This is a genomic window from Nocardia iowensis, from assembly GCF_019222765.1.
Taxonomy (GTDB): Bacteria; Actinomycetota; Actinomycetes; order Mycobacteriales; family Mycobacteriaceae; genus Nocardia; species Nocardia iowensis.
Genome location: NZ_CP078145.1, coordinates 8,068,497 through 8,089,560 on the forward strand (window position 1 = coordinate 8,068,497; position 21,064 = coordinate 8,089,560).

Consider the following 21,064-nt stretch of genomic DNA (forward strand, 5'->3'; position numbering starts at 1 on the left):
GGCAAAAAAGCTCATTGGCACTATCTGTCCGCCAGGGTGACCTTGTTACATAGGCGCGACCGCGCCCACTACCCACCGACCGGCAATGCCGGGAATCTCGCTGCAGATCACCGGACCAATCTACCGTCGTCGTACGCGCCGAACCAACCAACCGCTATAGCGGAAGGACATCATCACAGGCAGCGGAGCTGGGAGTGATTTGCTTGCCTCATGTTGCAGACCTCACATCCTGCGCGATGCGCAATGTGGGCGGTGCGGCGGGTCACTGATCGCGGACGCGAGCCGGGTCGTAGAGGTGGGATTGCGCACACGCCACCGTGCCGGACAAGGCGCGGCCGACCAGGATGACCGCGGCCTGCCGCAGGCCCGCCGCCTCGACCTGATCGGCGATGTCGGCGAGGGTGCCGCGCAGGATCAGCTGGTCGGGCTGGCTGGCGCGGTAGACGACGGCGACCGGACAGTCCTGGCCGTAGTCGGCGACGAGCTCGGTGGCCAGCGTTCGGATGCGTGTGATCGCCAGGTGCAGCACAAGTGTGGCGCCGGTGCTCGCGAAGTTGGCCAAGGCTTCGCCGTCCGGCATGGCGGTCGAGCGGGCCTGGGTGCGGGTCAGCACGACCGACTGCACAACCTCGGGAACGGTGAGTTCGGTGCCGAGCAGGGCCGCGGCCGCGGCGTAGGCGGGGACGCCGGGGGTGACATCCCACGCGACACCGTGCGCGTCCAGCCTGCGGGTCTGCTCGGTGAGCGCCGAATAGAGCGACGGGTCACCGGAACACAGCCGGGCCACGTCCTTGCCGGAATTGTCCGCGCGCACCAGGTGTTCGGTGATCTGGTCGAGGTCGAGCCGCTGGGTGTCGATCAGTTCGGCGTCGGGCGCGCAGTGCGCCAGCACGTCCGGGTCCAGGTAGGTGCCCGCGTACAGGCACACCGGGGAGGTGCGGAGCAGGGTGACCGCGCGCACGGTCAACAGGTCGGCCGCGCCCGGCCCGGCCCCGATGAAGTGCACGGTCATGCGGCTGAGTGTATGGCGGCCTGCTCGCCGGATTCGGTCAGGCCGTCGCGTCGAAGTGCGCGAGCACCTTGGTCGGCCGCAGGCGCACGACGAGCTCGCCGGGCACCCCGTTGCGCTTGCCGAATTCCTCGGCGCGGTCGGCGCCCATGTAGCGACCGCCGATCTCGGTGGCCGTGCGCAGCAGTTCGTCGGGATCCTCGGAGAGGGTGACGGTGCCCTGCAACTGCACGGAGGGGTAAGGCATGCCCTCGACGTCGACGCAGACCGCAATGCGACCGTCGCGCGCGAACGCCTTGCCCTTGGCGGTGGCCTTGCCGGTATTGAACACCAACTCGTCACCGTCGAGAACGAACCAAACCGGAGTCACCATCGGTCGGCCGTCGGCGGCGACGAACGCCACCTTGCCCGTCCGCGTGCCGTGGGAGAGGAACTCGCGCACCTGAGGATCCGAGAGGGAGGCCATTGCCTCACCCTAGGGGCAGGCAGGCGGCTGGACGGGGCACCGGGAGACGCATGTCGCGAGCACGCCCGCGCCAGTTGCCACCCTGGCACGTCGCTTCGGACCGGGTACCTCAGATCGCCCCTTGCTCGCGAGCGCGCGCGACTGCCGAGGTGCGCGATCGCACACCGAGTTTCGCGTAGATGTGCACCAGATGGGATTTGACGGTGGTTTCGCTGAGGAACAGCTGCTTGGCGATCTCGCGGTTGGATCGTCCGTCGGCGACCAACCGCAGCACTTCGATTTCGCGCGGGCTCAAGGTGGTGTCGGCACGGCGCACCCTGGTCATCAGCTTCGAGGCGACCGCGGGCGACAGCACGCTCTCGCCCGCGGCCGCCGAGCGGACGGCGGCGAGCAGTTCGCTGGGCGGGGTGTCCTTCAGGATGTAGCCGCAGGCGCCCGCTTCGATGGCGCCGAGGATGTCGGCGTCGGTGTCGTAGTTGGTGACCACCAGGACATTCGGCGGCTGCGGGAGAGCGCGCAGTTCGGCGGTGGCGTCCGCGCCGGAGCGGCCCGGGCCGAAGCTCAGGTCCATCAGCACGAGATCCACCGGCGTGGTGGCACAGAACGCGACCGCTGCCTCGCCGGTGGGCACGTCGCCGACAACGGTGATGTCGTCGCCACCGTCGAGCAGCGCGCGCAGGCCGGCGCGGACGATGGCGTGGTCGTCGGCCAGCAGCAGGCGGATCATGCGTGCTCCCCCGGTCGGGCCGAATCCGGTTCGGGTGCGGCGGGTTCGAGTGGGAAGGAGACCGTGACCGCGGTATGTCCCGGCTCCGATTCCACCGTCATGGTGCCGCCCTGCTGCTCCACGCGCGACCGCATGGCGGCCAGTCCGAAGGAACCCGATGGCGCGCGGTCGAGGACGTCGGGGGCGATGCCGACGCCGTCGTCAACCACGTCGAGTAGGACCTCGGCGTCGGCGTAGGTCAGCGTCAGGCGCATTCGGCCCGCATCCGCGTGCTGCACCACATTCGCGACCGCGCCTTGCGCGATGCGCACCAGCGCCGCCTCCACCGGCATCGGCAGCCGCTCCGGGGTGCCCTCCACCACCAGCTGGGTGGCGAGTCCGGGAGCGTCGGCGCGCAAGCAGATGCGTTCCAGTGCCTGGGCCAGTGACTGACCTTCCAACGCTGCCGGAGCCAGTTCCGCGATGAGCCTTCGGGTTTCGGCGAGGTTTTCCCCCGCTGTCTCCCTGGCCAACCGGATCTGTTGCACCGCTGGGTGATCCGGGGCCGACTGTTCGGCGGCATGCAGGAGCAGCTGGATGCTGCTCAACCCCTGGGCGACGGTGTCGTGGATCTCCTGCGCCAGTCGCTCGCGCTCGGACAACTTGCCCGCGGTGCGCTCCTGATCCGCGAGTACCGCTCGGGTGCTGAGCAATTCGTCGATCAGGCGCTGGCGTTCTGCGGACTCGCGGAACAATGCCTGGTAGCCGAGGCCGATACCGACGGCAACCGCCGCGCCGAGGATCGGACCGATCGCGCCTGCCGCCGACCAGCCCCAGTGCGCGCCGAAACCGACCACCGCCACCGCCGCGGCCACGGCCACCGCGACCAGACTCCAGGGGCGCGGGAGCAGATGCAGATAGAGAAAGAACAGGCCGAAGGCCAGGTAACCGGCATTGGGGGCGAGCAGAACGAGGCCGAGCCACCACACCGTCAGCGCCGTCAACCAGATCGCGGTGCCGCGGCGGCGCGCGCTCAGCACGGCACCGGCGAAATACGTCACCAGGAAGCCTGCCGTCAACGCGACCACCGGGATGGGATGCGCCGCGCCGGGCAGCAGCGCGCGGACCGCGATCACCACGGCCAACGCCGTCACCAGCGCATGCAGGCCGAGCCGCAGCGCGGTGAAGACGGGCGTGAGCGGGGACGAGTGCACCTTGTCAGCTTATGTGCGGCTACCTCGGCGGCATCCATCGAAAGGTGTAAAACGCCACCCACCCTTCGATGGTGCTCCTTTCCTTCCCGCGCGCGATGGCCGCTGGCCGGTCGAGCGGAAGTGTGGAGGCATGTTCGTAGCACTGCGAGACCTGCGCGCCGCCCGCGGCCGCTTCCTGCTCATCACCATGGTCGTCACGCTGGTGGCGCTGCTGGTGAGTTTCCTGAGCGGGCTCACGGCCGGGCTCGCGCACCAGAACATCTCGGCCGTGGAATCGTTCCCCGGTGACACGGTCGTTTTCGCCGACACCGGCGCCGCGCCGTCGTTCGACGCCTCGACGCTGACCGCGGAACAGGTTGCCGCCTGGCGGTCGGCGGCAGGTCCGAGCGGCACCGTCGATCCGATCGGCATCAGTCACGGCAGGGTCGACCCGAGCGGCCGGGCCCCGGTGAAGGTCGCGTTCCTCGGCACGACCGGAACGGCATTCGGCAACCGCTCGGCAACCGAGAACGGCACGGTGGTGCTCAGCACCGGCGCGGCCAAGGATCTCGGCGCCGCGGCGGGTGATTCCGTCACCATAGCGGGCCGCACCTTCACCGTGGCCGCCGTGCGTGGGGACGACTGGTACAGCCACACACCGGTGGTCTGGACGACCCTGGCCGACTGGCAGGCGATGAGCCCGCGCTCCGGCGCGGCGACCGTGCTCGCGGTGTCCGGCGTGCCGAATCAGCAAGCGGTGAACGCCGAGGCGCACACGCAGACCACCAGCGTGTCCGGCGCGTTGTCCGCGCTCAGCTCGTACCAGGCCGAGAACGGCTCGCTGACCCTGATGACGGTGCTGCTGTTCGCCATCTCGGCGCTGGTGATCGGCGCGTTCTTCACCGTGTGGACGGTGCAGCGGATGCCGGATGTCGCCACCCTCAAAGCACTCGGCGCCGCCTCCGGTTCCCTGGTCCGCGACGCACTCGCCCAGGCCGCGATCGTGCTGACCGCCGGCGTTGCCATCGGCCTTGGAATCACCGTTGCCGCAGCGGCTTTCCTCGGCGACGCGCTGCCGTTCGTATTGAGTCCGGCGACCACGCTGTTGCCCGCCGCCGCGCTGATCGTGCTCGGCTTGTTCGGTGCGGCCTTCGCGCTGCGTTTCCTCTTCACCACCGATCCACTGACCGCACTCGGTGCCGGACGTTGAGCAGCCGCCCACCTACCGACAAGCGTTGCACCATAGGAGTTTTCGAGACATGATCACCGCGACTCGCACCACTACCGCGCTCACCGTCGACGACGTGACCCTCACCTACCCCGACGGCACGGATCGGCTCACCGCGCTGGACCGGGTGAGCCTGCGCGTCACCGGTGGCAGCATCGCCGCCATCACCGGCCCCTCCGGCTCCGGCAAGTCCAGCCTGCTCGCGGTCGCGTCGACCCTGATCCGCCCGGACTCCGGCCGGATCAGCCTCGAAACACCCGGTGGCAGTGCCGATCTCGCTACTGTAGGCCGCCGCGAAGCCGCCGCACTGCGCCGCTCGTCCATCGGCATCGTCTTCCAGCAACCGAACCTGGTGCCCGCATTGACGGCGGTCGAGCAGCTCGAGGTGATGGCTCATCTCGGCCAACGCCTGTTCACCTCAGCGCGTCGGCGCCGCGAAACCCACGCCAAGGCAATGCGACTCCTCGACTCGGTCGGCCTCGCCGACCAGCACGCGAAACGTCCCGCCCAACTCTCCGGCGGGCAGCGCCAACGCGTCAATATCGCCCGCGCCCTGATGAACGATCCCGCGCTGCTGGTCATCGACGAGCCGACCAGCGCATTGGACACCGAACGCGGTGCGGCCGTCATCGATCTGGTCCTCACCGTCGTCCGCGAACACGACGCCGCCACCCTCCTGGTCACCCACGACCGCGCCCACCTGCACCGGATGGACGCCGTCTACCGCATGGTGGACGGCCGCCTCACCGCTGGCTCCGGGTAACCAGGGGGCGTGCTCGAAACGCGCGATGGAGCAGGGGGAATGGCCGCCTAAGGGGTTGACGAGTCGCGCCATCGCCGCTCTACAATGTCGGCCACCAGCGGTACATCAGCACAGCACTCGACCCCACCGACGAGGATGTGATCATATGCAGTACCGAAAGTCGCTTCTGCGCAACACAATCGCCGTATCCGCTCTGCTCGGCGCGGTCACCGTCTGCGCCGCACCCGCATCCGCCGCCCCGCCGAGCGCCAGCTTCGGCGTGACGTACTCGCTGGGCGATGTCTGCGTCGGCCAGCTGCAATCCGGTATCTCCGCCGACGGCTCCGGCTCCGCCCGCTTCGGCCTGAGCTGGGTAAAGGCCACCCCGACCTTCGGCAGCCCCTGCGGCGTCACCGTGTTCGCGAACTGGCGCAACCTCGACACCGGCGCCGCCGGAACGGTCCCGGCGCCGATCTCCGACAACACCGCGTGGAACCAGCCGCCCGCCACCATCTTCGTCAACGTCCCCACCGGCCCTGGCCGCATCAGCGTCACCGTCACCACCGACCGGCCGCACCTCGCGATCGCCCCGATCGAAATCCAAGTCGCCTGATCCCGCTCCGCGGTCAGCGGCGCAGGCCGAGCAGGGCGGCGCGCTGGTCGCCGACCTTCGCGCGGAGGGCGTCCACGAACGCGGCGACTTCTGGCCGGCGAAGGGTTTCCGCACGGGCCACCAGCCAATAGGCGAGCTTGACCGAGACCTCGGCGGCGAGCACTCGGGTCAGGTCGGCGTGCCGGTCGGCCATGAAACACGGCAGTAAGCCGATACCCGCCGCGGCTCGGGTTGCCTCGACATGCACGAAAACATTGGTGGAGGTGACGGATTCGCGCATGGCGGGGGCGAAGCTCGACGCCAGATCCAGGTCGTCCACCTGGAGCATCGAGTCGATGAAGTAGACCAACGGATGCTGGGCGAGATCCTCGATGCTCGCCGGGGTGCCGTGTTCGCGCAGATAGTCGCGAGCACCGTAGAGGCCGAGACAGTAGTCGGAGAGCCTGATCGCCGTGGCGCGGTGGACTTGTGGCTCGCCGACGACCACTTCGAGATCCAGGCCCGAACGCTGCGTGGAGGCACGTCTGGTCGTGGCGACGATTTCGACGGCGATCTTGGGATGTTGTCGTTGCACCTCGGCGGCCGCCGGGGCGGCCAGGTAGGCGCTGAAACCGTCGGTCGCCGAAATCCGCACCACCCCTTGCAGCACCCGGTTTCCACCGGTGTCGGCGGCGAGGGAGGTGACGGCCGACTCGACTACCTCGGCGGCCGCCAACGCCTCGCGCCCCAGATCGGTGAGCTCCCAGCCGCCCGCGGCGCGCGTCAGCACCCGCCCGCCCAGGCTGTGCTCAAGCGCGGCGATGCGCCGGGAGATGGTCGTGTGGTTGATGCCGAGTTCCTCGGCCGCCGACACGAAGCGCCCGGATCGGCCGACCGCCAGGAGAACCAGCAGGTCATCCGCGCTCGGTCGCCGACCGGACCCCGCTGACACCGCGCCCATATGTGCATTCTCGCAGATATGTACTGCACAAGAAGTCATTGCGGTCGCGCGCATCTGCACTAATACTTCGTTGCAGCCAAGATTTGTGGGGGCCATCACATCCAGACGTCGATGTGACCCCTGGCATGAAGGAGAGTTCGATGAGCGTGCGCAGTGCATTGTGGCCGACGGGCGGCGAGCCCGGCGGGGTGCCGACCGGCCTGAGACGAGTGGTGGCCGCGTCGATGGCTGGCACGGTCGTCGAATGGTACGAGTTCTTCCTCTACGGCACCGCCGCGACGCTGGTGTTCAGCAAGGTGTTCTTTGCCAAGGGCACCAGCGATCTGGACGCGATCCTCGCCGCCTTCGTCACCTACGCGGTCGGCTTCGCCGCCCGCCCGTTAGGCGGCATCGTCTTCGGGCATTTCGGCGACAAGTACGGGCGCAAGAAGCTGTTGCAATTCAGCCTGATCCTGGTGGGCGCCTCCACCTTTCTGATGGGCTGCCTGCCTACGTTCGGTCAGATCGGCTATTGGGCGCCCGCGCTCTTGGTCACCCTGCGCTTCATCCAGGGTTTCGCCGTCGGCGGTGAGTGGGGCGGCGCGGTTCTGCTGGTGGCCGAACACAGTCCCAGTCGCAGTCGCGGTTTCTGGGCGAGTTGGCCGCAGGCGGGTGTGCCGATGGGGAACCTGCTGGCGACCGCGGTGCTGTTGACGCTGACCACCTGGCTGTCGGACGCGGCCTTCCTCAGTTGGGGTTGGCGCGTGGCCTTCTGGTTGTCCGCCGTCGTCGTGCTGGTCGGCTACTACATCCGCACGAAGGTCACCGATGCGCCCATTTTCGTTGCCGCGCAACAGGAAGTGGAGCAGATCAAGGCGACGTCGCTGAGCGTCGTCGAGGTGGTCAAGCGCTACCCGCGCGGCGTGATCACCGCCATGGGACTGCGGTTCGGCGAGAACATCCTGTACTACCTGGTGGTCACCTTCACCATCACCTACCTCAAGGTGCAGGTGCACGTCGACACCAAGGTCATTCTCTGGTGGCTACTCGCCGCGCACGCCGTGCATTTCCTGATGATTCCGCTGGCCGGGCAACTGTCCGATCGCTACGGCAGGCGCCCGGTGTACCTGGTCGGCGCGCTGACCGCGGGTACCTGGGGGTTCTTTGCCTTCCCGATGATGGACAGCGGGCACAACGCGGTCATCATGTTCGCCATCATCATCGGCCTGGTGTTCCACGCGCTGATGTACGCGGGGCAGCCCGCGATCATGGCCGAGATGTTCCCGACCCGGATGCGGTATTCCGGTGTGTCCCTTGGTTACCAGGTCACCTCGATCGTGGCCGGATCACTGGCGCCGATCATTGCCGTCCGGCTGCTCAACACCTATAAGTCCGCGGTGCCCATCGCCATCTACCTGGCCATTGCCGCGGGCGTCACCGTGATCGCCGTCTTCTTCGCCCGCGAAACGAAAGGCCTGGATTTGGAAACCGTCGACCTCGCCGATGCCGAAAGCCTGGCCGCCCGCCCCGCCACGGCGGTTACCAAATGACGGACCTGACCGGACGTTCCGCCCTGATCACCGGCGGCGCCAGTGGCATCGGCGCGGCCTGCGCCCGCGAACTGTCCGCGCGTGGCGCACTGGTCACCATCGCCGACATCGACGACATCGGCGCCAAAGCGCTGGCCCGCGAACTCGGCGGAAAGTCCTGGGCGGTGGATCTTCTCGACGTCGAGGCGCTGGAACCGCTCGAGCTCGAGGTGGACATCCTGGTGAACAACGCGGGCGTGCAGAGCATCAGCCCGCTCGAGGACTTCGTCCCGCAGCAGTTCCGGAACCTGCTCACCCTCATGGTCGAGGCGCCGTTCCTGCTCATCCGGGCCGCCCTGCCGCACATGTACCGCAACGGCTTCGGCCGGATCATCAATATTTCGTCGGTACACGGGATCCGGGCATCGGAATACAAGGCGGCCTATGTGACGGCCAAGCACGGACTGGAAGGCCTGTCCAAGGTCACCGCGCTGGAGGGCGGCCGACACGGCGTCACCAGCAACTGCGTCAGCCCGGGTTACGTCCGAACTCCGTTGGTGGACAAGCAGATCGCCGACCAGGCCAAGGCACACGACATTCCCGAGCAGGAGGTGCTGGAGAAAATCCTGCTCACCGAGAGTGCGATCAAGCGCCTGGTCGAGCCGGAAGAGGTTGCCGCACTGGTGGGTTGGCTCGCCTCGGCGCAGGCGGGCATGGTGACCGGAGCCTCCTACACGATGGACGGCGGGTGGAGCGCTCGATGATCGAGCGCACACCCCGAGGCGGCCCGTCACCCCAAAGCGGACAGCGCCATCCGGCGCAGGATGGGCCGGGCCCGCGCGGCGGTCGCCGTGGTCGCACTGTGCGGGGTGGAGTTGATCAGGCCGAAGGCGGCGTGTGCCTGTACCCGCGCCGACTCCTCGGGTAGGTCCGGGTGCAGCTCGCGCAGCACCGTGACCCAGATTTCCACGTACTGGCGCTGGGTGCGGCGCAGTTCCCGCCGGGCGGTGGCCGGAACATTCTCGAGATCTCGGTCCTGGATGCGGATCAATTCCGGATCACCGAGCGCGAAGTCCAGATGGAAGTCGACGAGACCGGCCAGCGCCTCGTCCGCGGCGGACGTGCTCGCCACCACCGCCTTGCCGCCGTCGAGCAGTCGCTGGCTGACCCCGACGAGCAATTCCACCAGCAACGCTTCCTTGTTCGGGAAATGGCGGTAGACGGCGGGTCCGCTGATGCCAACGGCCGCGCCGAGGTCGTCCAGTCGCATGCCGAGGAAGCCGCGGTCGGCAATGAGCCTGGCTCCGGCATCGAGGAGCTGCTGCCGTCGCTGCGCCTTCAGCTGTTCACGGCGGGTGAGCGTGCCGGAATCCATGCTGGTCACACGCGCTCCTTTCGCCTCCTGCGGCCTCGCGCATTCGCGGCTCGCAAGCGCTTCCTGGACATCTCGGTTAACCAAGATTAACCTGGATTCCAGTTATCGGCGACTAACTGACCCACCCGTCGCCCGACCACCACCCGTCATCGAATCGCTCCGCGACGCTGACCAAGAGGATCAAGTGATGACCGTTACCGAAGAGGCCGTCGACAACCGTGTCGCCCACAAGGCGCTGGTCGACGACCTGACCGCCCGGCTGGCCAAAGCCGCGCTCGGCGGCCCGCCGAAGGCACGGGACCGCCATGTCGCGCGGGGCAAGCTGCTGCCGCGCCAGCGGGTGGACCAGCTGCTCGACCCGGGCAGTCCGTTCCTCGAGCTGTCGCCACTGGCCGCGACCGGAATGTACGGCGACGAATCCCCCGGCGCCGGGATCATCACCGGGATCGGGCGGGTGTCCGGGCGCGAGTGCGTAATCGTGGCCAACGACGCCACCGTCAAGGGCGGCACCTACTACCCGATGACGGTGAAGAAGCATCTGCGCGCCCAGGAAATCGCGCTGCAGAATCAGTTGCCCTGCCTGTATCTCGTCGATTCCGGCGGCGCTTACCTGCCCGAGCAGGACGAGGTGTTCCCGGACCGGGAGCACTTCGGGCGCATCTTCTACAACCAGGCGACCATGAGCGCCAAGGGAATTCCGCAGATCGCCGCGGTGCTCGGCTCCTGCACCGCGGGCGGTGCCTATGTGCCCGCGATGAGCGACGAAGCGGTGATCGTGCGTAATCAGGGCACGATCTTCCTCGGCGGCCCCCCGCTGGTGAAGGCGGCGACCGGCGAGGTGGTCACCGCGGAGGAACTCGGCGGCGGCGAATTGCATTCGCGCACTTCGGGTGTCACCGATCACCTGGCCGAGGACGACCTGGACGCGTTGCGCATCGTCCGACGCATTGTCGCCACCCTCGGCCCGCGCCCGGCGCCCCCGTGGGAGGTACGGCCGGCAGTGCGGCCCGCCGCGCCGGAGGCGGAGTTGTACGACGTGGTGCCGGTCGACCTGCGTACCCCGTACGACGTCCGCGAAGTGATCCACCGGCTCGTCGACGGTGACCCGCACGGCGACAGCGGCTTCCACGAATTCAAGGCCGAATACGGCAAGACCCTGGTGACCGGATTCGCGCACATCCACGGCCACCCGGTCGGCATCGTCGCCAACAACGGTGTGCTGTTCAGCGAATCCGCCATGAAGGGCGCGCATTTCATCGAGCTCTGCGACAAGCGCAAGATTCCGCTGCTCTTCCTGCAGAACATCACCGGGTTCATGGTCGGTCGCGATTACGAGGCGGGCGGCATCGCCAAGCACGGCGCCAAGATGGTCACCGCGGTGGCCTGCGCGCGGGTGCCGAAGCTGACCGTGGTGATCGGCGGTTCGTATGGCGCGGGCAACTATTCGATGTGCGGGCGCGCGTATTCGCCGCGCTTCCTGTGGATGTGGCCCAATGCCAGGATCTCGGTGATGGGCGGCGAGCAGGCCGCCTCCGTCCTGTCGACGGTGCGCGGCGATCAGCTCGACAGCTCGGGTCAGCCGTGGTCAGCGGCGGACGAAGAGGCGTTCAAGGCGCCGATCCGGGAGCAGTACGAACGCCAAGGCAACCCCTACTACTCGACGGCCCGGCTCTGGGACGACGGCGTGATCGATCCCGCCGACACCAGAACTGTCCTCGGGCTTGCCCTTTCGGTGTGCGCGCAAGCGCCGCTGGAGCCCGTTTCCTACGGCGTCTTCCGGATGTGAGTGTGATGCTGAACAAATCTCATCCCGTCGGGTTCGACACCGTTCTCGTCGCCAACCGCGGCGAGATCGCGGTGCGCGTCATCCGCACCCTGCGCACCATGGGCATTCGCTCGGTCGCGGTCTACAGCGATGCCGATTCCGACGCCAGGCATGTGCACGAGGCCGACACCGCGGTGTGGTTGGGTCCGGCCCCCGCGCGTGACAGCTACCTCGCGATCGACAAGGTGGTCGCCGCCGCCGTGCGGACCGGCGCGCAAGCGGTGCATCCCGGGTACGGATTCCTTTCCGAGAACGCCGCTTTCGCCGCGGCGCTCGCGGACGCGGGCATCGTCTTCCTGGGCCCGCCGCCCCGGGCGATCGAGATCATGGGTGACAAGATCGCGGCGAAGAACACCGTTTCCGCGTTCAACGTCCCGGTGGTGCCCGGCATCGCCAGGCCCGGTCTGACCGACGCCGACCTGATCGCCGCGGCCCGGGAGATCGGCTATCCGGTGCTGGTCAAGCCCTCCGCCGGTGGCGGCGGCAAGGGCATGCGGTTGGTCGAGGATCCCGCTCAGCTGCCGGACGCGCTGGTCAGCGCGCGGCGCGAGGCCGCGGCGGCGTTCGGTGACGACACCCTGTTCCTGGAGCGGTTCGTCACCCGCCCGCGGCACATCGAGGTGCAGGTCCTCGCCGACCAGTTCGGCAATGTGCTGCACCTGGGCGAACGCGAATGCAGCCTGCAGCGCAGGCACCAGAAGGTGATCGAGGAGGCGCCGTCGCCGCTGCTCGACGCCGCGACCCGGGCCAGGATCGGCGCGGCCGCCTGCAATACCGCGCGCAGTGTGGACTATGTCGGCGCGGGCACCGTCGAATTCATCGTCTCGGCCGACCGGCCGGACGAGTTCTTCTTCATGGAGATGAATACCCGCCTGCAGGTGGAACATCCGGTCACCGAGCTGGTCACCGGCATCGATCTGGTGGAGTGCCAGGTTCGCGTCGCCGCCGGGCAGAAGCTCGCGGTGGAGCAGGACGAGATCCGGATGATCGGGCACGCCATCGAGGCCAGGGTGTACGCCGAGGATCCCGGTCGTGGGTTCCTGCCCACCGGCGGTACGGTGCTCGACCTGTCCGAGCCCGAAGGCACCGGGATCCGGGTGGATTCGGGATTGCGGGTCGGCACCGTTGTCGGCAGCGATTACGACCCGATGCTGTCGAAGGTCATCGCGCACGGCGCCGACCGTACCGCCGCGATCGCGAAACTCGATCGGGCACTGGGCGATACGGTTCTGCTCGGGGTCACCAGCAATATCGAGTTCCTGCGCTTCCTGCTGGCGGACCCGAATGTCGCTGCGGGGCAACTGGATACCGGACTGCTCGATCGCCGGGTCGCCGACTTCCAGCCCACCCCGGTCGGCGACGAGCTGTTCCTGGCCGCCGCCGCTTACCGCTGGCTGCGACGCTGGCCCGCGACGCCGGGCGATCCGTGGCACATCCCCTCCGGCTGGCGCATCGGCACCGCGGCACCGACCGCCATCCGGTTGACCGGTGGTGACCGGGTCGAGCACGTGTACCTCACCGGCACGCCGAACGAAGCGACGGCACGAATCAGCGAAGGCGAATCGGTCTCGCTCACCGCCGCTTTCGACAACAACGTGCTTTCCCTGGTCCTGGACGGTGTCCGGCACGAGTACCGGGTCGCCGAATACGACGGGCAACTGTGGCTGGCCGGACCCGCGGGCAGCGCGATGCTGCGCGAGATGGCTGAGGCGAGCGTGCGCGGCACCGCCGAGCACATCGGCGACGCCGAAATCCACAGCCCCATGCCGGGTTCGGTGATCGCCGTGCCGGTGTCCAGCGGCGCCACCGTGGCGGCGGGCGATCCGGTCGTCATCGTGGAGGCGATGAAGATGGAGCATTCGCTCACCGCCCCGATCGCCGGAACCGTCGAAATATTGGTCACCCCCGGCACGCAGGTGCGCCTCGATCAAGTGCTCGCCCGCATTGTCGCGACGCCCGCCCGCGAAGAGTCCGCGTCACCGGATTCCGGCGTCCGCCGGGCCGACGAGGGAATCGAACAATCCTCGAATACCGCCGAGCGAGAAGGAAACCCAGCATGACCGACTTCCTGTCCACCGGCACCCTGCCGGAGGAGTACCGCGATCTCACCTTGACGGTGCGGGATTTCGCGCAGTCGGTGGTCGCACCGGTGGCCGCCGAGCACGACGCGCAGCACACCTTCCCGTACGAGGTGGTTTCCGGCATGGCCGATATGGGCCTGTTCGGGCTGCCGTTCCCCGAGGAGTACGGCGGCATGGGCGGCGACTACTTCGCGCTGTGCCTGGCGCTGGAGGAGCTCGGCAAGATCGACCAGAGCGTGGCCATCACGCTGGAAGCCGGTGTCTCCCTTGGCGCGATGCCCATCTACCGCTTCGGCAACGACAAGCAGAAGCTGGAATGGTTGCCGCAGCTGACCAGTGGGCGTTCGCTGGCCGCGTTCGGGCTCACCGAGCCGGGTGCGGGCAGCGACGCGGGCGGCACCAGGACCACGGCGGTCGCCGACAGCGGCGAATGGATCATCAACGGCAGCAAGCAGTTCATCACCAACTCCGGCACCGACATCACCACCTTGGTGACGGTGACGGCGGTGACCGGCCAGACCGGTGGCAAGAAGGAGATCTCCACCATCCTGGTGCCCACCGACACCCCCGGCTTCGTCGCCGAACCCGCCTACAACAAGGTCGGCTGGAACGCTTCGGACACCCACCCGCTCAGCTTCACCGACGTGCGGGTGCCGGCGGAGAACCTGCTCGGCGAGCGCGGCCGCGGCTACGCCAACTTCCTGCGCATCCTGGACGAGGGCCGCGTCGCCATCGCGGCGCTGGCGGTCGGCGCGGCGCAGGGTTGCGTCGACGAGAGCGTGCGCTACGCCAAGGAACGCGAGGCATTCGGCCAGGCCATCGGCCGCAATCAGGCCATCGCCTTCAAGATCGGCAGAATGGAGGCGCGGGCCCACACGGCCCGTACCGCCTACTATGACGCTGCGGCACTGATGCTGGCGGGCAAGCCGTTCAAGAAGCAGGCGTCCATCGCCAAGCTGGTGGCCAGCGAGGCCGCCATGGACAATGCCCGCGACGCCACCCAGATCTTCGGCGGCTACGGATTCATGAACGAATACCCGGTGGCCCGGCACTACCGGGACAGCAAGATCCTCGAAATCGGTGAGGGCACAACGGAGGTTCAGTTGATGCTGATCGGACGGGAGTTGGGTTTGTGAGTGAGACGACTGATGGCCTGCGCCGGGTAGTGCAGACCGGCCTGTGGTTCGAGGAACTCGAAACCGACGTGCTCTACCAGCACCGGCCCGGCCGCACCATGACCGAGACCGACAACGTCCTGTTCAGCACGCTGACCATGAATCCGCAGGGGCTGCACATCGACGCGGCCTACAGCGACGCCCAGGAGCCGTTCCATCAGCGCCTGGTCAACTCGCTGTTCACCCTGGGCACCATGGTCGGCCTCGCCGTGGCGCACCTGACCCAGGGCACCACCGTCGCCAATCTCGGCTTCACCGAGGTGAACTTCCCGGCGCCACTGTTCCACGGCGACACCATCTACGCCGAAACCGTCGTCCTGAACAAGCGCGTCTCCAAGAGCAGGCCCGGTACGGGCATCGTCACCTTCCGCCATACCGCCCGCAATCAGCACGGCACCGTCGTCGCGGTAGCCGTCCGCAACGCGATGATCCGCCTACGACCCGAATCCGGACAGTCATGACCTGGGAGATGCCGGGGTCGGCGTGGTTGTTCTGTCCCGCGGATCGGCCGGAACGCTATGCGAAGGCCGCCGCGGCCGCGGATGTGGTGATCCTCGATCTCGAGGACGGGGTTGCGGCCGGGGACAAGGTAGCGGCGCGCAAGGCACTCGTCGAGACGCCCCTGGATCCCGCGGCCACGGTGGTCCGGATCAACGCGGCAGGCACCGACGACCACGCCCTCGACTTGGCCGCACTGGCCGACACCGGATATCGGTGCGTCATGCTGCCGAAATGCGAAGCCGCCGAACAGATCACGGCGCTGGCCGAGTACGAGGTGATCGCGCTGATCGAGTCGCCGCTCGGTGCGCTCACGGCCGGCCGAGCGGTCCAGGCGCACAACGCGATCGGCGTGATGTGGGGTGCCGAGGATCTCGTCGCCGGGCTCGGCGGCAACTCCAGCAGGCACGCCGACGGCAGTTACCGCGATGTGGCGCGCCATGTGCGATCGACCACGCTGCTCGCGGCCAAGGCGTACGGCAAGTTCGCGCTCGACTCGGTGTATCTGGACATCCGTGATCTCGACGGTCTGCGCGCCGAAGCGCTGGACGCGGTCGCCGTCGGATTCGACGCGAAGGTCGCCATCCACCCCAACCAGGTGGCGGTCATTCGCGCCGCTTATACCCCCTCGGCGGCGGAGTTGGACTTTGCCCGCCGGGTACTCGGCGAAGTGCCGAAGCACCGTGGCGTGTTCGCCTTCGAGGGCCGCATGGTCGATGCCCCGGTGCTGCGGCATGCCGAGCAGATCGTGCGGCGCGCCGAGCGCGCCTGACCACCAGTTCGAACAGCCAGGAGGAATGCGGTGCAACCACAGTGGGTGCCGACCGAGCAGGATATCGCCGACGCCAGGATCACCGACTTCGCGAAGTTCGTCGAGGCGCGCACCGGCGTCGCCGCGCCGGACTATGCCACGTTGTGGCAGTGGTCCGTCGATGACATCGCCGGTTTCTGGCATGCGGTGTGGGATTATTTCGAGCTCGGCGAGGTGGCGGGCGAGGTACTGCCCTCTTCCGAAATGCCTGGCGCGCAATGGTTTCCCGGTACTCGGTTGAACTACGTCGACCAGATCGTTCGCCAGTTCCGCACCGATCGGCCCGCGATCGTCGCGGTCGCCGAGGACACACCCACGCGCGAGGTGTCCTGGGTCGAATTGATCGACTACTCGACGGCACTGGCCCGTACGTTGCGGTCGATGGGCGTGCGGGCCGGTGATCGGGTGGCCGGCTATCTGCCCAATATTCCGGAGGCGGTCATCGCGTTCCTGGCGACCGCCAGCATCGGGGCGGTCTGGAGCGCGTGCGGCCAGGACTACTCCCCCAAGGCCGCGCTGGATCGGCTCGGCCAGCTGGAACCCACCGTACTGATCACCGCCGACGGCTACCGCTTCGGCGGCAAGGCGCACGACAAGCGCGACGACATCGCCGCCCTGCAAGCCGGTCTCGGCACGCTGCGCGGCACGATCGCCGTCTCACAGCTCGGCTTCGACGTACCGGATGCGACGCCGTGGCGGGACGCGATCGCCCATGACGAGGCCGCCCCCGCCGTGATCAGCACGGAGGCAGTCGATTTCGATCATCCGCTGTGGATCGTGTTCTCCTCCGGCACCACCGGGCTGCCGAAGGGCATCGTGCACGGACACGGCGGCGTGCTGCTGGAGCACCTCAAAGCCGTTGCGCTGCAATCCGATATCGGCCCCGACGATACATTCTTCTGGTACACCAGCCCGAGCTGGATGATGTGGAACTTCCAGATCGCCGGTCTGCTGGTCGGCGCGACCATCGTCTGTTACGACGGCAGCCCCACCTATCCGGCCCCGGACGCGTTGTGGCGCATCGCCGCCGAGACCCGCGCCACCGTACTGGGTACCAGTCCCGGCTACGTGCTCGCCTGCATCAAGGCGGGTGCGGTGCCGCGCGCCGAGCACGACCTGTCCGCTCTGCGCACGGTCGGCATCACCGGCGCGTCGCTACCGACCTCGTCGGCGGTCTGGTTGGGCGAGAACACCGGTGAGCACGTTCAGGTCAGCTCGATCAGCGGTGGCACCGATGTGGTTTCGGCCTTCCTCGGTGGGGTCCGCACCGTCCCGGCCTGGCCTGGCGAGCTTTCGGCCCGCTTCCTCGGCGCGGCGGTCGAGGCCTTCGACGGCACCGGTCAGCCGGTCCGGAACGAGGTCGGCGAGCTCGTCATCACCAAGCCGATGCCGTCCATGCCGGTCCGCTTCTGGCAGGACCCGGACGGAAAGCGTTATCACGAAGCCTATTTCGACATGTATCCCGGCATCTGGCGGCACGGTGACTGGATCACCATCACCGATCGGAACAGCATCGTGGTGCACGGCCGCTCCGATTCCACCCTCAATCGGCACGGCGTCCGGATGGGCAGCGCCGACATCTATCAGTCCGTCGAAGCCCTCCCCGAGATCGCCGAAGCCCTGGTCATCGGCGCCGAACAGCCCGACGGCGGCTACTGGATGCCGCTGTTCGTCGTCCTCGCTCCCGGCGCCGAACTCACCGACGAGCTGAAGACCCGGATCAACACCACCATCCGCACCGAGGTTTCGCCGCGGCACGTGCCGGACGAAATCCTCATCGCCCCTGGCATTCCGCACACCCGCACCGGCAAGAAGCTCGAGGTCCCCATCAAGAAGCTGTTCCAGGGTGCCGACCCGACCAGGGTCGTCGAGCGCAGCGCGGTCGACAACCCGGACCTGCTCGACTGGTACGCCACGCTTCGCCCGAACACCGGCGCCTAGCAGCGGCCGATCGTCACCGTCTCGACGTCGTCGGATCGGCCGGTATTGATAGACCCCGCGGTGCGCATCTCCTAGCGTGGTAGGCGACAGGTTCGTCACTTACCCGCGGAGGTGGCATCGTGGCCGCACAGGACGTCCGAGAACGCGACGAGACGGCCGCGTACCCGCCGGGGTCACGACTACCCGCCTTTGTGCAGAGCATCTTCTTCCAAGTCGATCGGCAGCGGTTCGTGCCCGCGCTCGCCCGCCGGTACGGCGACGTCTTCACGCTGCGCATCCCGCCGTTCGCCGATCATTTCGTGGTGTTCTCCCGGCCGGAACACATCAAGGAGATCTTCGCGGGCAATCCGCGCGACCTGCACGCGGGCGAAGGCAACCAGATTCTCGGCCACATCATGGGCCAGCACTCGCTGCTACTCACCGACGAGGACGAACACGCGCGGGCCAGGCGGCTGCTGATGCCCGCCTTCAACGGCGCGGCGCTACGCGCCTACCGCGAGCTGGTCGCCGACATCGCCGTCGCCGAGATCGGCCGCTGGACACCGGGTTCGACGCTGGTCACGCTCGACCGGATGAACGCGCTCACCCTCGAGGTGATCATGCAGGTGGTGTTCGGGGTCACCGACGAACAGACCCGCGCCGAGCTCACGCCACGGCTGAAGCACATCGTGAACCTCAATCCGCTGGTCTTCCTCGGTTTCCAGTCGACCATGCTCGGCCGGGTCGGCCCGTGGAAACGGTTCGCCACGAATCTGCACGAGGTCGACGCCCTGCTCTACGCCGAAATCGCGGGCCGACGACGCGCGCCGGATCTGGCCGAACGCACCGATGTCCTGTCCCGGCTGCTGCACGCGGGCACCGGTGACGATCACGACCCGCCGCTCACCGACGCCGAGCTGCGCGACCAGCTCATCACCCTGCTGCTGGCGGGCCATGAGACGACCGCGTCGGCGCTGTCCTGGGCCTTGTACGAGATCGCCGCGCACCCCGATATTCAACGAGAGGCCGCCGAGGCCGCGCGTACCGGCGACGACAAGTACCTCGAAGCCGTCATGAAGGAAGCGATGCGGCTGCACGTTGTCATCAACGGGACCAACCGAAAACTGACCAGGGACATGACCATCGGCGGCCGGCGGCTGCCCGCGGGCACGGTGGTCAATACCTCGATCCTGCTCGCGCATCGCAGCCCCGACAACTATCCCGACATCGCCGTCTTCCGGCCGGACCGCTTCCTGGCGGGCGAGGTGGCGCCGAATACCTGGCTGCCCTTCGGCGGCGGGGTCCGGCGCTGCATCGGTGCGGGTTTCTCCCTAATGGAGGGCACCACCGTGTTGCGGGAAATTCTTGTGCGGCACGCGCTTTCGCTGCCGGAAGGGGCGGAGCCCGAACGGGGAAAGACGCGCAACATCACGACGGTCCCCCGAGGCAAGGCCCGTCTGGTCATCACGCCACGCGGCTGAGCAGAGCGCGCGTCAGCGTCGGTAGCGCACGACTGTGTCCACCCACGCGTCTGTGACCTGCGCACACTGATCGTCTCGGCGGTCGACGCCGAGCGTTTCCGGGCTGGTACCGAGCCGATTCGGTGGTGGCCAAGGACACATAACCTGGGCGACAGGCGGCCCGCCCCGAGCCGTGGCCCGTCTCACCAGCCCTGATCAGTACGATGTCCGACATGAGTGTCGACAATCGCCGTACGGCGCGGAAGGCGAGCAGCGGCGACTCGGCACCCCGGGAGATCCGACGCAGGCCGAAGAATCGACGGGCCCAGATCGCCGCCGCCTCCGCCGCCGCGTTCGGTGCGCTGGGCTATCACGGCGTGAGCATGGAGGACATCGCCTCGGGGCTCGGCATCAGCTCGGCCGCGCTGTACCGTCACTATCCGAGCAAGTACGCGCTGTTCCGCGAGGAACTGCTGCGGGTGGGCCTGGCGATGACCGAGTCGGTCGAGCTGCCCGAAGAAGCCGCGGGCCTGCCACCCGAACAGCGGCTGCGACACGTGCTCGACGCGCTGATCGCGGTCACGATCGAGAACCGGCCGACCATCACCCTGGTGCGCTGGGAGGGCCGCTACCTCGAGCCCGACGACCTGGCCACGCTGAACGACCAGCAGCTCGCCGTGCTCGGCGCGCTGGGCAACCAGTTGGCCGAGCTGCGCCCTGAGCTGACCGAGGACGACATCCGCGTGCTGCGCACCTCACTGCTGAGCACCATCACCAGCATTGCCGATCACCACGCCACGCTTCCGGCGAAATCCCTTGCCCGGCTGCTGAGTTCGGCGTGCTGGCCGATCGTCGGCGCCGAGCTGCCCGCCGAGCAGCCCGCCGAACCGCTCCAGGTGGTCGAGATCCCGGATTCGTTCAAACACGAACTGCTGCTGCGCAAAGCGGTGGAGCTGTTCCACGAGCGCGGGTATCCGAATGTCAGCGTGGAAGACATCGCCACCGCCGCAGGACTTTCCGCCGCCTCGGCGGTGTACCGGTTCTATCGCGGCAAGAGCGACCTGCTCGCCGCGGCCTTTCGCCGTGCGGCAGAACGCGTTTCGGGGGCAGTCGGCCCGGCGGTCGCGAGCGCGGCGACCCCGGAGGGCGCCCTGACCACGCTGATCGAGCAGTACGTCGCGGGCTCGTTCGCCGAACGTGCGCTGACCTACGTGTACTTCACCGAGTTCCAGCATGTTCCGGCGGAAGAACGCACGGTGCTGCGAAACATCCAGCGGCTCAGTGTCGAAGAATGGGCGCGGCTGCTGCGCGAGGTGCGGCCGGAGCTGTCGCCTGCCGAAGCGCGGTTCCTGATCCACGCCGCGTTCGCGTTGGTGGTCGATCTGGGGCGGGCGTTCGACAACCAGCCGATGGCGGCGCAGGCGCGCGTGCGCCTGCTCATGCAGCTGGTTCTGTTCGGTCGCCCCGCCGCCTGATCGAGTCAGCCGGCTTCCATTGCGGTACCGACCGGTCGT

General features: G+C 68.0%; 19 protein-coding genes. 13 read left to right on the top strand and 6 right to left on the bottom strand.

The genetic code is table 11. The features are described from left to right. Positions 1-262: 262 nt before the first annotated feature. From cobM to KV110_RS37105, 4 genes are all read right to left on the bottom strand, one after another. The gene (cobM, locus tag KV110_RS37090) at positions 263-1,012 is read right to left on the bottom strand and encodes a precorrin-4 C(11)-methyltransferase (RefSeq protein WP_218471783.1); all 750 of its coding nucleotides are present in this window, start codon (positions 1,010-1,012) and stop codon (positions 263-265) included. A 37-nt stretch (positions 1,013-1,049) separates the two neighbouring features. Next, on the bottom strand, positions 1,050-1,475 hold the full coding sequence (locus KV110_RS37095; RefSeq protein ID WP_218471784.1) for a PPOX class F420-dependent oxidoreductase: 426 nt from the start codon (positions 1,473-1,475) through the stop codon (positions 1,050-1,052). Positions 1,476-1,584: 109 nt separating this feature from the next. Then, a complete protein-coding gene (locus KV110_RS37100) occupies positions 1,585-2,202 on the bottom strand; it encodes a LuxR C-terminal-related transcriptional regulator (protein WP_218471785.1) in 618 nt (205 codons plus the stop codon). Next, complete coding sequence (locus KV110_RS37105; RefSeq protein ID WP_218471786.1) at positions 2,199-3,395, bottom strand: sensor histidine kinase; 1,197 nt, start codon at positions 3,393-3,395, stop codon at positions 2,199-2,201. Before KV110_RS37105 ends, KV110_RS37100 begins: the two co-directional genes overlap by 4 nt. Positions 3,396-3,525: 130 nt before the next feature. Here KV110_RS37105 and KV110_RS37110 point away from each other — a divergent pair, with 130 nt between their 5' ends. The 3 genes from KV110_RS37110 to KV110_RS37120 all read left to right on the top strand — a co-directional run bounded on the left by KV110_RS37110 (position 3,526) and on the right by KV110_RS37120 (position 5,957). Further along, entirely contained in the window at positions 3,526-4,584 is a 1,059-nt protein-coding gene (locus tag KV110_RS37110) for an ABC transporter permease (protein WP_218471787.1), read from the top strand. Between the two features lie 49 nt (positions 4,585-4,633). Then, entirely contained in the window at positions 4,634-5,365 is a 732-nt protein-coding gene (locus KV110_RS37115) for an ABC transporter ATP-binding protein (protein ID WP_218471788.1), read from the top strand. 145 nt (positions 5,366-5,510) lie between these two features. Next, the gene (locus KV110_RS37120) at positions 5,511-5,957 is read left to right on the top strand and encodes a Rel homology DNA-binding domain-containing protein (protein WP_218471789.1); all 447 of its coding nucleotides are present in this window, start codon (positions 5,511-5,513) and stop codon (positions 5,955-5,957) included. A gap of 13 nt (positions 5,958-5,970) precedes the next feature. Here KV110_RS37120 and KV110_RS37125 read toward each other — a convergent pair whose 3' ends face one another. Continuing rightward, positions 5,971-6,897, bottom strand: a complete 927-nt coding sequence (locus KV110_RS37125; protein ID WP_218471790.1) for a LysR family transcriptional regulator — start codon at positions 6,895-6,897, stop codon at positions 5,971-5,973. Between the two features lie 140 nt (positions 6,898-7,037). On the opposite strand from KV110_RS37125, the gene KV110_RS37130 reads away from it, so the two are divergent. Together KV110_RS37130 and KV110_RS37135 are read left to right on the top strand one after the other, a co-directional pair. Further along, the gene (locus KV110_RS37130; RefSeq protein WP_218471791.1) at positions 7,038-8,426 is read left to right on the top strand and encodes an MFS transporter; all 1,389 of its coding nucleotides are present in this window, start codon (positions 7,038-7,040) and stop codon (positions 8,424-8,426) included. Next, positions 8,423-9,169, top strand: coding sequence for a 3-hydroxybutyrate dehydrogenase (locus tag KV110_RS37135; RefSeq protein ID WP_218471792.1), 747 nt, complete (start codon positions 8,423-8,425; stop codon positions 9,167-9,169). Before KV110_RS37130 ends, KV110_RS37135 begins: the two co-directional genes overlap by 4 nt. Positions 9,170-9,195: 26 nt before the next feature. On the opposite strand, the gene KV110_RS37140 is transcribed toward KV110_RS37135, so the two are convergent. Next, on the bottom strand, positions 9,196-9,780 hold the full coding sequence (locus KV110_RS37140; RefSeq protein WP_218479356.1) for an SACE_7040 family transcriptional regulator: 585 nt from the start codon (positions 9,778-9,780) through the stop codon (positions 9,196-9,198). A 187-nt stretch (positions 9,781-9,967) separates the two neighbouring features. Between KV110_RS37140 and KV110_RS37145 the strand changes: the two genes are divergently transcribed. The 8 genes from KV110_RS37145 (at position 9,968) to KV110_RS37180 (ending at position 21,025) form a co-directional block, all read left to right on the top strand. Beyond that, entirely contained in the window at positions 9,968-11,566 is a 1,599-nt protein-coding gene (locus tag KV110_RS37145) for a carboxyl transferase domain-containing protein (protein ID WP_218471793.1), read from the top strand. A 5-nt stretch (positions 11,567-11,571) separates the two neighbouring features. Then, positions 11,572-13,665 carry an acetyl/propionyl/methylcrotonyl-CoA carboxylase subunit alpha gene (locus tag KV110_RS37150; protein WP_218471794.1) on the top strand — a complete coding sequence of 698 codons (2,094 nt, stop codon included), beginning with the start codon at positions 11,572-11,574 and terminating at the stop codon, positions 13,663-13,665. Further along, positions 13,662-14,822, top strand: coding sequence for an acyl-CoA dehydrogenase family protein (locus tag KV110_RS37155; RefSeq protein WP_218471795.1), 1,161 nt, complete (start codon positions 13,662-13,664; stop codon positions 14,820-14,822). The genes KV110_RS37150 and KV110_RS37155 overlap by 4 nt, the downstream gene beginning before the upstream one ends. After that, positions 14,819-15,322 (top strand): MaoC family dehydratase, encoded by a 504-nt coding sequence (locus KV110_RS37160; RefSeq protein ID WP_218471796.1) that lies wholly within the window; start codon positions 14,819-14,821, stop codon positions 15,320-15,322. Before KV110_RS37155 ends, KV110_RS37160 begins: the two co-directional genes overlap by 4 nt. Further along, a complete protein-coding gene (locus KV110_RS37165) occupies positions 15,319-16,131 on the top strand; it encodes an HpcH/HpaI aldolase/citrate lyase family protein (protein WP_218471797.1) in 813 nt (270 codons plus the stop codon). Before KV110_RS37160 ends, KV110_RS37165 begins: the two co-directional genes overlap by 4 nt. Positions 16,132-16,161: 30 nt before the next feature. Continuing rightward, a complete protein-coding gene (locus tag KV110_RS37170) occupies positions 16,162-18,111 on the top strand; it encodes an acetoacetate--CoA ligase (protein WP_218471798.1) in 1,950 nt (649 codons plus the stop codon). Positions 18,112-18,230: 119 nt separating this feature from the next. Beyond that, positions 18,231-19,571, top strand: coding sequence for a cytochrome P450 (locus tag KV110_RS37175; protein ID WP_218471799.1), 1,341 nt, complete (start codon positions 18,231-18,233; stop codon positions 19,569-19,571). A gap of 212 nt (positions 19,572-19,783) precedes the next feature. Beyond that, positions 19,784-21,025, top strand: coding sequence for a TetR/AcrR family transcriptional regulator (locus KV110_RS37180; protein ID WP_218471800.1), 1,242 nt, complete (start codon positions 19,784-19,786; stop codon positions 21,023-21,025). The last annotated feature ends 39 nt before the right edge of the window (positions 21,026-21,064 follow it).

What these genes read in the sequence shown, in the direction of transcription:
- KV110_RS37150 (WP_218471794.1), top strand. Translation starts at nt 11,572, where the DNA reads ATGCTGAACAAATCTCATCCCGTCGGGTTCGACACCGTTCTCGTCGCC.
- KV110_RS37130 (WP_218471791.1), top strand. Translation starts at nt 7,038, where the DNA reads ATGAGCGTGCGCAGTGCATTGTGGCCGACGGGCGGCGAGCCCGGCGGG.
- KV110_RS37125 (WP_218471790.1), bottom strand. Translation starts at nt 6,897, where the DNA reads ATGGGCGCGGTGTCAGCGGGGTCCGGTCGGCGACCGAGCGCGGATGAC.
- KV110_RS37165 (WP_218471797.1), top strand. Translation starts at nt 15,319, where the DNA reads ATGACCTGGGAGATGCCGGGGTCGGCGTGGTTGTTCTGTCCCGCGGAT.
- KV110_RS37155 (WP_218471795.1), top strand. Translation starts at nt 13,662, where the DNA reads ATGACCGACTTCCTGTCCACCGGCACCCTGCCGGAGGAGTACCGCGAT.
- KV110_RS37095 (WP_218471784.1), bottom strand. Translation starts at nt 1,475, where the DNA reads ATGGCCTCCCTCTCGGATCCTCAGGTGCGCGAGTTCCTCTCCCACGGC.
- cobM (WP_218471783.1), bottom strand. Translation starts at nt 1,012, where the DNA reads ATGACCGTGCACTTCATCGGGGCCGGGCCGGGCGCGGCCGACCTGTTG.
- KV110_RS37110 (WP_218471787.1), top strand. Translation starts at nt 3,526, where the DNA reads ATGTTCGTAGCACTGCGAGACCTGCGCGCCGCCCGCGGCCGCTTCCTG.
- KV110_RS37115 (WP_218471788.1), top strand. Translation starts at nt 4,634, where the DNA reads ATGATCACCGCGACTCGCACCACTACCGCGCTCACCGTCGACGACGTG.
- KV110_RS37135 (WP_218471792.1), top strand. Translation starts at nt 8,423, where the DNA reads ATGACGGACCTGACCGGACGTTCCGCCCTGATCACCGGCGGCGCCAGT.
- KV110_RS37120 (WP_218471789.1), top strand. Translation starts at nt 5,511, where the DNA reads ATGCAGTACCGAAAGTCGCTTCTGCGCAACACAATCGCCGTATCCGCT.
- KV110_RS37140 (WP_218479356.1), bottom strand. Translation starts at nt 9,780, where the DNA reads ATGGATTCCGGCACGCTCACCCGCCGTGAACAGCTGAAGGCGCAGCGA.
- KV110_RS37145 (WP_218471793.1), top strand. Translation starts at nt 9,968, where the DNA reads ATGACCGTTACCGAAGAGGCCGTCGACAACCGTGTCGCCCACAAGGCG.
- KV110_RS37100 (WP_218471785.1), bottom strand. Translation starts at nt 2,202, where the DNA reads ATGATCCGCCTGCTGCTGGCCGACGACCACGCCATCGTCCGCGCCGGC.
- KV110_RS37180 (WP_218471800.1), top strand. Translation starts at nt 19,784, where the DNA reads ATGAGTGTCGACAATCGCCGTACGGCGCGGAAGGCGAGCAGCGGCGAC.